Source organism: Saccharopolyspora oryzae, from assembly GCF_027853915.1.
GTDB classification, from domain to species: Bacteria; Actinomycetota; Actinomycetes; order Mycobacteriales; family Pseudonocardiaceae; genus Saccharopolyspora; species Saccharopolyspora oryzae.
Window position 1 is genome coordinate 1 of record NZ_JAQGLA010000052.1, and the last position, 12,673, is coordinate 12,673.

At 71.8% G+C, this 12,673-nt stretch carries 12 protein-coding genes; 2 read left to right on the forward strand and 10 right to left on the reverse strand.

What is annotated here, in order from left to right; translation table 11 throughout:
* Both OU415_RS25155 and fabG read right to left on the reverse strand, forming a co-directional pair.
* Window positions 1–459 (reverse strand): SDR family oxidoreductase (locus tag OU415_RS25155; protein WP_270951667.1); only part of this gene is annotated, 459 nt, incomplete at its 3' end.
* A 94-nt stretch (window positions 460–553) separates the two neighbouring features.
* Window positions 554–1,258, reverse strand: coding sequence for a 3-oxoacyl-ACP reductase FabG (gene fabG, locus OU415_RS25160; protein WP_270951668.1), 705 nt, complete (start codon window positions 1,256–1,258; stop codon window positions 554–556).
* Between the two features lie 175 nt (window positions 1,259–1,433).
* On the opposite strand from fabG, the gene OU415_RS25165 reads away from it, so the two are divergent.
* Both OU415_RS25165 and trxA read left to right on the forward strand, forming a co-directional pair.
* A complete protein-coding gene (locus tag OU415_RS25165) occupies window positions 1,434–4,295 on the forward strand; it encodes an FAD-binding and (Fe-S)-binding domain-containing protein (protein WP_270951669.1) in 2,862 nt (953 codons plus the stop codon).
* Window positions 4,296–4,374: 79 nt separating this feature from the next.
* Window positions 4,375–4,734, forward strand: a complete 360-nt coding sequence (gene trxA, locus OU415_RS25170; RefSeq protein WP_270951670.1) for a thioredoxin — start codon at window positions 4,375–4,377, stop codon at window positions 4,732–4,734.
* A 79-nt stretch (window positions 4,735–4,813) separates the two neighbouring features.
* Here the strand turns inward: trxA and OU415_RS25175 are convergent, their stop codons facing one another.
* From OU415_RS25175 to OU415_RS25210, 8 genes are all read right to left on the reverse strand, one after another.
* Window positions 4,814–5,539 (reverse strand): MgtC/SapB family protein, encoded by a 726-nt coding sequence (locus OU415_RS25175; RefSeq protein WP_270951671.1) that lies wholly within the window; start codon window positions 5,537–5,539, stop codon window positions 4,814–4,816.
* A gap of 29 nt (window positions 5,540–5,568) precedes the next feature.
* Window positions 5,569–6,150, reverse strand: coding sequence for a class I SAM-dependent methyltransferase (locus OU415_RS25180; RefSeq protein ID WP_270951672.1), 582 nt, complete (start codon window positions 6,148–6,150; stop codon window positions 5,569–5,571).
* A 104-nt stretch (window positions 6,151–6,254) separates the two neighbouring features.
* Complete coding sequence (locus tag OU415_RS25185; RefSeq protein ID WP_270951705.1) at window positions 6,255–7,235, reverse strand: VWA domain-containing protein; 981 nt, start codon at window positions 7,233–7,235, stop codon at window positions 6,255–6,257.
* 2 nt (window positions 7,236–7,237) lie between these two features.
* On the reverse strand, window positions 7,238–8,191 hold the full coding sequence (locus tag OU415_RS25190; RefSeq protein ID WP_270951673.1) for a DUF58 domain-containing protein: 954 nt from the start codon (window positions 8,189–8,191) through the stop codon (window positions 7,238–7,240).
* A gap of 11 nt (window positions 8,192–8,202) precedes the next feature.
* A complete protein-coding gene (locus tag OU415_RS25195) occupies window positions 8,203–9,318 on the reverse strand; it encodes an AAA family ATPase (protein WP_270951674.1) in 1,116 nt (371 codons plus the stop codon).
* Window positions 9,319–9,544: 226 nt separating this feature from the next.
* Window positions 9,545–10,117 (reverse strand): molybdenum cofactor guanylyltransferase, encoded by a 573-nt coding sequence (gene mobA, locus OU415_RS25200; RefSeq protein ID WP_270951675.1) that lies wholly within the window; start codon window positions 10,115–10,117, stop codon window positions 9,545–9,547.
* Between the two features lie 102 nt (window positions 10,118–10,219).
* Complete coding sequence (locus tag OU415_RS25205) at window positions 10,220–11,545, reverse strand: NlpC/P60 family protein (protein WP_270951676.1); 1,326 nt, start codon at window positions 11,543–11,545, stop codon at window positions 10,220–10,222.
* Window positions 11,546–11,736: 191 nt separating this feature from the next.
* Window positions 11,737–12,543 (reverse strand): SIR2 family NAD-dependent protein deacylase, encoded by an 807-nt coding sequence (locus tag OU415_RS25210; RefSeq protein ID WP_270951706.1) that lies wholly within the window; start codon window positions 12,541–12,543, stop codon window positions 11,737–11,739.
* Window positions 12,544–12,673 lie beyond the last annotated feature (130 nt).

The following is a 12,673-nucleotide window of genomic DNA, read 5'->3' on the forward strand; positions in this document are numbered from 1 at the left end:
GGCCGGCCAGGCGACGCGGGCGTCGAAGTCCATGCCGACGACCGAACCGCCCTCGCCCATCAGCGGGAGGGTCGCGGTGGCCAGCGACTTCAGCGAGTACGCCGAGACCTCCAGCGCGGTGGAGACGTCCTCCCACGGCGCGGCCAGGAAGTCGCCGCCCAGGCACGACGCCGGGGCGAAGCCGATGGAGTGCAGGACGCCGTCGAGGCCGTCGACGTGCTCGCGGACCCGATCGGCCAGGCCGTCCAGGTGCTCGGTGCTGGTCACGTCCAGCTCGATCACCGGCGCCGGCTTCGGCAGCCGGCCCGCGATTCGCTGCACCAGGCTCATCCGGCCGAACCCGGTGAGCACCACCTCGGCGCCCTGCTCCTGGGCGACCTTGGCCGCGTGGAACGCGATCGACGCGTCGGTGATCACGCCGGTGATCAGAATCCGCTTGCCTTCGAGCAAACCGCTCACGAAAATCCTCCGCTGTGCTTATCCACCAGGTGCGCAGGCACCTGGGACCAACGCCGCGCGCAGCCGCTGCCGGGCGCGCGGTTCGAACCGTGCTTCAGTGGCCCATCCCGAGACCGCCGTCGACCGGGATCACCGCGCCGGTGACGTAGGCGGCGGAGTCGGAGGCCAGCCACTGCACGGTGCCCGCGACCTCCTCGGGGGCGGCGAACCGGGCCAGCGGGATCTGGCCGAAGATCTCCTTCTTGCGCTCCTCGGACAGCGCGTCGGTCATGTCCGTGGTGACGAAGCCGGGGGCGACCACGTTCGCGGTGATGCTGCGCGAGCCCAGTTCGCGGGCGATCGAGCGGGCCAGGCCGACCAGGCCCGCCTTGCTCGCCGCGTAGTTGGCCTGCCCGGCACCGCCGGAGAGCCCGACCACCGACGAGATGAAGATCATCCGGCCCTTGCGGTTGCGCAGCATGCTGCTGGCCGCGCGCTTGGCCACCCGGTAGGAACCGGCGAGGTTGGCGTCGATGACCCGGCTGAACTGGTCCTCGCCCATCCGCAGCAGCAGGGTGTCGTCGGTGATGCCGGCGTTGGCCACCAGCACCTCGACCCGGCCGTGCGCGGCCTCGACCTCGTCGAAGGCCGCCGCGACCTGCTCCGGGTCGGTGACGTCGCACTGCACCCCGAACAGCCCTTCCGGTGCACCCGATCCGCGGTGCGTGACCGCGACCTTGTCCCCGGCGGCCTGGAACGCCTTCGCGATGGCCAAGCCGATGCCGCGGTTACCGCCGGTCACCAGTACGGACCGTGCCACTGTGGATCTCCCCTCCGCAAGATTCGGTTCAGCCGCGACATTATCCGTTCGAGGACGCCCACCGCTCGTCGCCTCCATACAGAAAAAGGGTCACCGTGTCGTGGTGCGCCTACACCCGCGCGGGCAGGCAGACTGCGCTATGCGGCTGATCACCACCGACCAGGGAGGCGCTCCGATGGCCAACCCGCCCGCTGACCTCGTCGCCGAGCTGCGCGCCGCGCTGTCCGGGCCGGCGCGCTTCGACCCCGGCACCCGAGCGCTCTACTCGACCGACGCGTCCAACTACCGGCAGGTGCCGACCGGAGTGGTCTTCCCCCGCGACGAGGACGACGTGGCCGCGACCGTGGCCATCGCGCGGCGCCACGGCGTGCCGATCACCACGCGCGGGGCAGGCACCAGCATCGCGGGCAACGCCATCGGCACCGGGCTGGTGCTCGAATTCGCCCGCCACCTGAACCGGATCGTCGACGTCGACGTGGACCGCCGGCTGGCCCGCGTGCAGCCCGGCGTGGTGCTGGACTCGCTGCGCTCGGCGGTGGCCGGGCACGGGTTGACCTTCGGCCCCGATCCCTCCACGCACAGCCGCTGCACGCTCGGCGGGATGATCGGCAACAACGCCTGCGGCACGCATTCGGTCGCCTGGGGCAAGACCGTCGACAACGTGCACTCGCTGGACGTGCTGCTCTCCGACGGCACCCGGCTCGAGGTCGGCGCGACCTCCCCGGAGCAGCTGGACGCGCTGTGCGCGCGCGGCGATCGCGTCGGGCGCCTGCACCAGGACCTGAGGAGGCTGCGGGACGACGCCGCCGATCTGGTCCGCCGCTCCTTCCCCGACCTGGCCCGCCGGGTGTCGGGGTACAACCTCGACCAGCTGCTGCCGGAGAACGGCTTCCACCTGGCCCGAGCCCTGGTCGGCTCCGAGGGCAGCTGCGCGGTGGTGCTGGGGGCGACGGTCCAGCTGGTGTCCTCACCCGCGGTGCGAGCGCTGACCGTGCTCGGGTTCCCCGACACCTACGCCGCCGCGGACGAGGTACCCCGGCTCCGGGGCCTCGGGGCGCTGGCCATCGAAGGGCTCAGCTCCGAGCTGGTCGACGTGGTGCGGCAGCGCAACCCCGCCTCACCCGCCTTGCCGCTGCTGCCCGGCGGGCGCAGCTGGCTGCTGGTGGAGACCGGCGGCTCCGATCTCGGCGAGGCCGAGTCCGCGGCCCGGGACATCGTCCGGGCGATGGGTGAGCGCGCGGATAGCGTCGTGCACACCGATCCGGCCCGGATCGCGGCGCTGTGGAAGATCCGCGAGGAAGGCTCCGGGTACTCGACCCGGATGGCCGGTTCGGAGCGCTGGTCGGGGTGGGAGGACGCCGCCGTCCCGCCCGAACAGCTGGGCTCCTACCTGCGGGAGTTCGACGCCCTGCTGGCGCGGTTCGGCCGCCGCGGCGTCACCTACGGCCACTACGGCGACGGCTGCATCCACGTCCGCATCGATTTCGACCTGCTGTCCGGGCCCGGCACGGCGGAGTACCGCTCGTTCCTGGAGGCCGCGGCGGACCTCGTGGTCTCGCACGGCGGCTCGGTCTCCGGCGAGCACGGCGACGGCCAAGCCCGCTCCGCGCTGCTGTCCCGGATGTACCCGCCCGAGGTGATCCAGGCGTTCGAGCGGTTCAAAGCGGCCTTCGACCCGGAGGGACTGCTCAACCCCGGGCAGATCGTCCACCCGCGACCGGTCGACTCCGACGTCCGCCCGCTGGTCGCCCCGCCCAAGATCCCGACGCGCACCGCGCTGGCGCTGCACGCCGACTCCGGCGACCTCGCCGCCGCGACCCGCCGCTGCGTCGGCATGGGCAAGTGCCTGAACACCACGGGCGGGGTGATGTGCCCGAGCTACCGGGTCACCCGGGAGGAGAAGCACTCCACCCGGGGTAGGGCCCACCTGCTGTTCGAGATGCTCGCCGGCCGGGTCATCAAGCACGGCTGGCGGTCCCGGGAGGTCCGCGAAGCGCTCGACCTGTGCCTGTCCTGCAAGGGGTGCAAGTCCGACTGCCCGGTCGACGTCGACATGGCGACCTACAAGGCGGAGTTCCTGCACCAGCACTACCGGCACCGGCTGCGCCCGGCCGCGCACTACTCGATGGGCTTCCTGCCGCTGTGGCTGAAGGCCGGGCAACGCGCGCCCCGGCTGGTCAACCGGGTCCTCTCCGGCCCGCTGGCACCGGTGTTCAAACGGCTCGGCGGGATCGACGCTCGACGGGACGTGCCGGAGCTGGCCACCGAGTCACTACAGGCGTGGTGGTCCGAGCAGCATCCGCGACGCCGCGACTCCGCACGGGTGCTGCTCTTCCCGGACACCTTCACCAACCACTTCGACCCGCACATCGGGCGCGACGCGGTCACCGCGCTCGAAGCCCTCGGCCACGCCGTGGAAATCCCGCGCGAACCGGTCTGCTGTGGACTGACCTGGCACTCCACCGGTCAGCTCGGCACCGCCCGCCGCGCGGTCCGCCGCACCGCCCGCCTGCTGCGCCCGCAGCTCGACCGCGGGCTGCCGGTGATCGGCCTGGAACCCAGCTGTACGGCGTTCCTGCGCAACGACGCGGTGGAACTCGCCCCGGACGACCTCGACGTCGCCGCCCTGGCCGCGGCGACCCGGACCTTCGCCGAGTGGGTCGAGCCGACCCGCGAGCAGTGGCAGCAGCCCGCGCAGGACCGGCAGGCCCTGGTGCAGGTCCACTGCCACCAGCACGCCGAGCTGGGGTTCGCCGCCGATCAGGCCACATTGGACGCCACCGGCACGCGGGCCCGCGTGCTGGACGCGGGATGTTGCGGACTGGCGGGCAACTTCGGCTTCGAACGCGGACACCACGAGGTCTCGATGGCCTGCGCCGAGCAGGGCCTGCTCCCGGCCGTGCGCGCCGCCGAACCCGGAACCGATGTCGTCGCCGACGGCTTCAGCTGCCGGACCCAGCTGCGCCAGGCCTCCGACGTCGAGCCCGTCCACCTGGCTACCCTCGTCGCTCGCGCCCTGGACGGGACGCAGCGGTGATGAACCCGACAACCACCGGCGGAATGCCGGAGCGGGCGCACCGCGTTGTCCCGGTAACCGCCACGAGAAGGGATCTCCCATGGCAACGGTCGAGCTGACCAAGGACAACTTCGACGAGGTCGTCTCCGACCAGGACTTCGTCATCATCGACTTCTGGGCGTCCTGGTGCGGCCCGTGCCGGCAGTTCGCGCCGGTCTTCGACCGCGTCTCCGAGAAGAACGAGGACATCGTCTTCGCCAAGGTCGACACCGAGGCCCAGCAGGAACTGGCCGGCGCGTTCGACGTCAAATCGATCCCGACGCTGGCCGTCATCCGCGACAACGTGCTGATCTTCCAGCAGCCGGGCGCGCTCCCGGAGAACGTCCTCGACGACGTGATCCGCCAGGCCCGAGAACTCGACATGGACGAGGTCCGCAAGGAAGCCCAGCAGGCCGGCTGACCGACCACCACGCAAATTCCATTGAAATCGGACGTGCGATTTCAATGGAATTTGCGGCGCACCGCACCGCGGGTGCGCTCTAGAAGCCCGGTTCCATCGCTTCGCCGACTGCGGCGTGCAGGACTCCGGGGAGTGCGCTGATCTCCTCTACCAGCGATGCCACCGGGGTTTTTCCGCGCAGGCGCAGGGCGACGACGGCGGTGCGCTGCTGCTCGTCGTCGGTGTCCTCGCGCTCCACCTCGAGGTCCATCACCGTCCAGCCGCGACTGGTGCACAGCGTCAGCACGCTGCGCAGAACGCCGAAGCCGTCGAGGTAGCCGATCCGCATCACCTGCGGTTCCCGCAGCGACCTGCGCAGGGTCCGCAGCAGCCACGGATAGCCCAGCACCACCAGGAAGTGCACCGCCGTGGTCGCGGCGGCCAGCACCACCAGACCGCTGCCGCAGGCCATCCCCACCGCGGCCACCACCCACACCGTGGCCGCCGTGGTCAGACCGCGCACCGCGTCGCGGCGCACGAAGATCAACCCGCCGCCGATGAACCCGATGCCGGAGACGATCTGCGCGGCCACCCGCGACGGGTCGAACGACACCCGATCGAAGGCCAGCAGATCGCCGAAACCGTACTTCGACACCAGCATGAACAGCGCCGCACCGACCCCTACCAGGGCGTGCGTGCGCATCCCGGCGCTCTTCGCGCGGACCTCGCGCTCCAACCCGATCAAGCTGGAGAACAGCAGCGCCGTGCCCAGCTCGACCAGCAGCGGAAGCTCGCGGAGACCGGTTACCACCGCATCCGACGACACCGCTCGAACGTAGCACCGCCCCGATCAGGTCACGATCGGCGTGGCCGCCGCGCCAGGTAGGCCACCGCGGGCGGCAGGTTGCGCCACACCGTCCGGCTGATCACCGTCTCCTCGAACTCCGCGCGCAGGTCCGCCAGCTGACGACGGGCCGGTGGCGCCCACCGCGTCCAGGTGTAGGCGAACTGCGTGAACGCCCCGCCCGGCACCAGCGATTCGGCGACCAGCCGGACCAGCGGCACCCCGTCGACCGGCGAGTGCGCCGCCCACGGCAACCCGCTGACGACGACATCAGCGCGCAGCCCCCGCTCCCGCAACAGCTCCGGGAGCTCCCGGGCGTCGGCGCACACCGACTCCGCACCCGGGAACCGCTCCCCCAGCTGCGCGGCCCACCGCGAGTTGAGCTCCAGCGCCAGGTGGTGCCCGCGCCCGCCGAGTCGGCGCTGGATCAGCTCGGTGAACGCCCCGGTCCCCGGACCGAGCTCGACCACCACCGGGTCACCGCGGTGCGGGATCGGCGCCACCATCTGCTCGGCCAGCGCCCGCGAACTGGGCCCGACCGCTGCGGTCGTGGTCGGCGACTTGACGAACTCCCGCAGAAAACCCGTGCCCACCTGCGCCACTCCCGATCGCCTCCCGAGCCTCGCGTGCCCGGTCAGGATCCCGGAGCCGGTGATCCGCTAGGTGACCAGCTCCGCAACGGCGCGCCAACACTTCCTCACGGGAGCCTGCGCCCGGTGAACATCGAGATCCCGGCCGCGACGATCGCGGTCAGCGTGCCCAGCACCAGCCACGGCTTGCTGGCATCGGTGTGCTTGGTCTCGTAGCCGATCTGCTCGCCCAGCGTGTCGTAGACCTCGCGGAGCTGCTCGGCGCTGGCGGCCTTGTGGAACTCGCCGCCGGAGAGCTTCGCGATCTCCTGCATGGCCTCGTCATCGACCTCGACCAGCTCCTGCTGGCCCTGGATCTCGATGCTGCCGTGCCGGGTGCCGAAGGAGATCGTGGAGATCGGCACGCCGGCCTGCCGCGCTTCCTTCGCCTTCGTGTAGGCCCCGCGCGGGGCGTCCATGTCGCGCGGGATGGTCTGGCCGCCGTCGGCCATCAGCACGATCCGCGCGGGCGGCGCCCCGGCCGGACCGCCGACCATCTTGCCGAACGAGTCGATCGCCAGCATCGAGGCGTTGATCCCGTCGCCGGTGGCGGTGGCCTCGGCCAGCTTCAGGCTGTCGATGGCCTGCTTGACGCCGGTCCGATCGGTCGTGGGCATCACCAGCACGGTCGCGGTGCCCGCGAACGACACCAGCCCCAGGTTGATGCCCGGGGTGAGCTTGTCCGCGAACTCCTTGGCCGCGACCTTCGCCGCCTCCAGCCGGCTGGGCTCGACGTCGGTGGCCTTCATCGACAACGACACGTCGATGGTCAGCATCACCGTGGCCCGGTTGCGCGGAATGCGCTGCTCGGCGGTGGGGCCCATCAGCGCCACCGTGAGCATGATCAGCGCCACGCCCAGCAGCGCCGGCGGCACGTGCTTCCACCAGCCCTGGCGCTTGGCCGCCACCCGGTCCAGCACCTCCAGGTTGCTGAACCGGATCGTGTCCTGGCGGCGCTTGCGCATCGCCCACAGGTAGCCGCCGACCAGCGCGGCGACCACCAACAGCAGCAGGAACCACCACGGCGCGGTGAATCCCGACAAACTCAACATCAAGCTGCTCCTCCGGACCAACCGCGCTTGCGGGCCACCACGAACCGCACGACGTCGGCGATCCAGTCCGAATCCGTCCGCAACACCAGGTGCGCGCAACCGGCGCGGCGCAGCACCGCCGCCACCTCCTCGCGGTGCGCCGCGGCAGCCGCGGCGAACTCCTTGCGCAGCACAGGACTGGTGTGCACCTCACGCTGCTTGCCGGTTTCCGGGTCCGACAGCAGCACCGTGCCCACGTCGGGCAACTCCACATCGCGCGGGTCCAGCACCTCGATGGCCAGCAGCGAGTGCCGGGCGCCCAAGCCCCGCAGCGCGCGCTGCCAGTCCGTCGGGCCCAGGAAGTCCGAGACCACCACCGCCAGCCCGCGCCGCCGCGGCGGACGTCGCAGCGACTCCAGCAACCCGCCGAGATCGCCGCGCGTTCCTTCTTCCGCACGCGGAGTTCCGGCGGCCTTCCGCAGCAACGACCGCGCGTGCGCAGCACCACCGCGCGCGGGCACCCGCACCGGGCCGGTGCCGTTGTCCAGGACGGCACCGATCCGGTTGCCGCCACCGCTGGTCAGGCACACCACCGCGGCCAGCGCGGCGACGGCCAGTTCACGCTTCTCGCAGGCCGCCGAACCGAAGTCCAGGCTCGGCGAGAGGTCCATCGCGACCCACGTCTCCAGCTCCCGGTCGGCGACCGTCTGCCGGATGTGCGGCTCGGACATCCGGGCGGTGACCGCCCAGTCCATCCGCCGCACGTCGTCGCCGGGCTGGTAGACCCGCGCCTCCCCCGGCTCGGTACCCGGACCGGGCACCAGACCGAGGTGGTTGCCCTGCAGCAGGCCGTCCAACCGGCCCCGCACGCTCAGCTCCAGCGACCGCAGCGCTGCTTCCAGCCGACCGGCGTCCAGGGACGGGGGCGCCCAGCTCGGGCGGTCCCCGTCCGGATGTTGATCGGTTGCCGGCACGCCCTCGCCCCTCACTGGTGCGGGTTGGGCACGTGCGGCGGCTGCGCGTAACCGGCAGGGCCGCCGACCGGCGCGGGTGCGGGCGGACCGCCCTGCGGACGCGCCGAGACCTGCGGCAGCGGCACGGTCTGCAGCACCCGGTTGACGATGTGCTCCACCGGGATGCCATCGGCCAGCGCGTCGTAGGACAGCACCAGCCGGTGCCGCAGCACGTCCGGAACCACGTCCACCACGTCCTGCGGCAACACGTAGTCGCGCCCGCGCACCAGCGCCAGGGCGCGCGCGGCGGCGATGATGCCCAGGCTGGCACGCGGCGAGGCGCCGTAGGAGACCCAGCTGGCGATGTCGGACAGCCCGTGGTCGTTGGGCATCCGGGTGGCCACCACCAGGCGCACCACGTAGTCGACCAGCGCGTGGTGCACGAACACCGAGGCGGCGACCTTCTGCAGCCGGATCAGCTCGTCCGGGTTGAGCACCGGGTTCGGCTCCGGAGCCGCGACGCCCATCCGGTAGATGATCTCGCGCTCCTCCTCCGCGGTGGGGTACTCCACCGGGAGCTTGAACAGGAACCGGTCGCGCTGCGCCTCCGGAAGCGGGTAGACGCCCTCGTTCTCGATCGGGTTCTGGGTGGCCAGCACCAGGAACGGGGCGGGCATCGGGTAGCTCTCGCCGCCGATGGAGACGTGCCGCTCGGCCATCACCTCCAGCAGCGCCGACTGGACCTTCGCCGGAGCGCGGTTGATCTCGTCGGCCAGCACGAAGTTGGCCAGCACCGGACCGAGCTCGACGTCGAAGCGCTCGCTGCCCTGCCGGTAGATGCGGGTGCCGAGGATGTCCGCGGGCACCAGGTCCGGGGTGAACTGGAGCCGCGAGAAGCTGCCGCCGACGACCCGCGCGAAGGTCTCGACCGCGAGGGTCTTGGCCACGCCGGGCACGCCTTCCAGCAGGATGTGGCCCTTGGCCAGCAGTCCGGTCAGCACCCGCTCCACGAGCCGGTCCTGGCCGACGATCACCCGCTTGACCTCGAACACGGTGCGTTCCAGCAGCTGCGCGTCGCGCGCCGGGGTGCTCACCTGGTCCGCCGGACGCGCGGCGCCCCCGCTCTCACCGTTGCCGGCCTCGGTCAATTCTCCCAGCCTCCTGTCGTCGGTCCGGCCTACCCGGCCGCTCAAGATCCTGGCACGCCCCCACCGCGCAACGCCGCGGGGGCACTACCCCGAGCCCACCCAACCTCAACCGCGGTGTGACCCAGGTAAAGCCGCCGGACCGAGGATTAATTTCACTCAGCACTGAACATATCGAGGATGTTGACGAGATGCGGTGGTTTTCGCGGATGAAGTCGGTCGAGAACCGCTACTCCTGCGCGGTGCGGGCGTTCCGGAGGTCGTCCGGCGTGTCCACATCGGACGCCTCGGACTCGATCGCCGGGACGTGCACCGGCGCGAGCGGGGCGAGAGCCGCGCGGAGCGGCCGGTTGTGGACCTCAGCGGGCATCGCGCCGCGCAGCGCGCTCACGTCCCACACGCCCACCAACCACTGTGGACGGTCCTGCGCGTCAACGAGCACCGCACCAGCGGAGTCGGGTGTTGCGCGCAGGGCGGCGAGCAGCCGGGCGATCGTCGCCGGTGTCAGGTGCGGGTGGTCGCCCGCGAGGACCGCGACCGCGCGGGTTTCCGCCGGGAGTTGGGCCAGGCCTGCCTGGAGCCCCGCGAGCGGACCGCCACCCGGCGGATCTTCCGCGGTCCAGCGCACCGCCCGGGCAGTGGTGCGCGGCGGGCCGACCACGACCAGCGGGTCGGCCTCGGCCACCGCATCCAGGGTGCGGTCCAGCAGCGTGCGCCCTCCGACGGGCAGCAGGACCTTGTCCACCCCGCCGAGTCGACGCGCCCGACCACCGGCCAGCACCACTGCCGCGAATTCCGCCACACCGCAATGCTTCCAGCCGCCCGCTCCCCCGCTCCAACCAGTCCCCCGAACAGCACGGCGCCCCTGCCGCGCAGGACACGGCAGGGGCGCTGGAGCCGGGGGTCAGAGCATGCGGACCGCGTACGGGGCGATGCCGCCGTAGCGGACCGAGGTCACGCGGACCCGGGAACCCGAGTACGGCGCTTCCACCATCCGGCCGTTGCCGAGGTAGAGGGCGACGTGGTGGATGCTGCCGCCGCTCTGCCAGAACAGCATGTCGCCGCGGCGCATCTGCGACAGCGGCACCCGGCGCCCGGACTGGTACTGGTAGCCGCTGTAGTGGTCGAGCTGGACGCCCGCACCGGCGAACGCGTAGAGCATCAGTCCCGAGCAGTCGAAGCCGGTCTTGGCGTAGTCGCCGTAGGAGTCGGCCACTCCCCCGTCGCGGATGCCGCGCGTCGCCCCGCGCGAGTTGCCGCCGCCCCAGGCGTACTGCACGCCCAGCTGGGACAACGCCCGGCTGATCACGACCTCGACCGACCGGCCGCTGGGCGCCGGGGCCGACTGCTGCACCGGCTCCCGGGAGTCCGACGTCGACTGCGACGCAGCCTGCGCAGCGGCTTGCGCGGCGGCGGCCTCTTCGCGCTGCTTCTCGTCCAGCCAGTCCTCGTACTGCCCGCGCTGCTGCTCCAGACCCGACACGTGCGAGCGGGCCTCGGCCAGCTGGGCCTCGACGCCGGCCTTGTCGGATTCCAGCTGCCGCGCCTGGTCCGCCTGGCTGTTCTGCGCCGCGATCGCCGCCTGCTGGGCCGATTCGGCCGCACGCCGCGCGTCGTCGGCGGCTTGCCGCTTGGCCTCGGCTTCCTCGAGCGCCGCCCGGGCCAGCGAGTCCTTGTTGACCTTCTCCACGCGGGCGCGCTCGAGGTCGTCCATGACGTCGAGCTCGGACTTGCTGATCACGTCCAGGAACAGCGCGCGGTCGAGCACGTCCTGGGGGTTCTTGGAACCGACGAAGGCGGTGGCCGAACCGACCTGGCTGCCCTGCCGGTAGCTGCCCGCCACGAACCGGTCCAGGCGCTGGCGCTGCTGGTCGATCCGCTGCCCGGCGACGTCGGAGTCGACCTTGGCCGCGTCCGCGACGCGGCGGGCGTCGTCGTAGGCGCCCTCGGCCCGGTCCAGGTCGACGCGCGCCTTGTTCGCGTCCTCCATCTTGAGCTCGACCTGCGCCTGCAGGTCGACCAGCTTGGACTCCGCCTCGGCCAGCTGGTTCGCCAGTTCACCGACCTGCCCGGCCACCTGCTGCGACTTGGCGCGACCGGCCTGGATCTCGGCGTCGCTGGGGTTCGGCGGCGGCGCGGGCACGGCCGAACCGACCCCCGGCGCGGCCAGGCCGATGGCGACGAGCAGCGTGATAGCGGCGGTCCTACGCACGCCACGACTTCCCGGCACGACCGTCACCTCCGCTGATACGCCCATTCAGCGGTCATGCTTTGGACTGAATGGAGTCATACGACGGATTGGGATCTTGCCACTTTCGTCCCGAACGCACCACTGATCTCAAGCACGACACGCGCAACATCAACCACACGGGTCACATGGTTCCCAACCAATGGGATACCCGGGGGGTGCGAGCCGCGCGATCAGGACCAGGTGCTCGGGTCGCCCCAGGTGTTCAGCGGGCGGGTCGGTTCGGTGAGCGGGGCGCCGACCAGGTCCGGCAGCACCTCGTCCAGCGGATCGCGCACGACCGCGGCGGCCAGCTCGTCGTAGGGCGTCGGCTCGGCGTTGCAGATGATCAGCGCGGCACCTGCCTTGACGGCCAGCTCGGCCAGGCCCGCTGCCGGGTGCACCGTCAGCGAAGTCCCCGCCGCGAGGAACAGGTCGCAGTCCAGCGCGGCCCGCTGCGCCTCCCGGATCACGTCGGGGTCCAGGGGCTGTCCGAAGGAGACGGTGGCGGACTTCAAGATGCCGCCGCAGGAACGGCACGGCGGATCGGACTCCCCCGCCGCCACCCGCTCCAGCACCGCGCTCATCGGACCGGTCGCACCGCAGTCCAGGCACACCGTCCGGTAGATCGTGCCGTGCAGCTCCAGCACCCGGTCCCGGGCCAGGCCGGCGCGCTGGTGCAGCTCGTCGATGTTCTGGGTCAGCAACGAGCGGAGCCGCTCCGAGCGGTCGAGGTCGACGAAAGCGCGGTGCGCCGCACTGGGCTCGGCCTTCCAGGCCGGGTGCTCGGCGCGGCTGCGCCAGGCCTGCTCGCGCACCTGCGGGTCGGCGACGTAGCTGTCGATGTCGCTGAGGCGCTGGGCCGCGGGGTTCTTGGTCCACAGCCCGTTGGGCCCGCGGAAGTCGGGGATGCCCGACGACGTCGACACCCCGGCCCCGGTCAGGGCGGTGACCCGGCGCGCTCCGCCGAACAGCTCTCGGGCCTGCTGCCAGTCGCCCATGCCTCGTTGCACCACGACTACACGGTCCCACGAACCCCGCGTCCGATGCGGCATCGCCCACCGTCTGCCTGCTCACACCGGCCGGGCCCGGGTTCGTGAAGGCAGGTTTGCAGCGGGGTAACGCGGAACG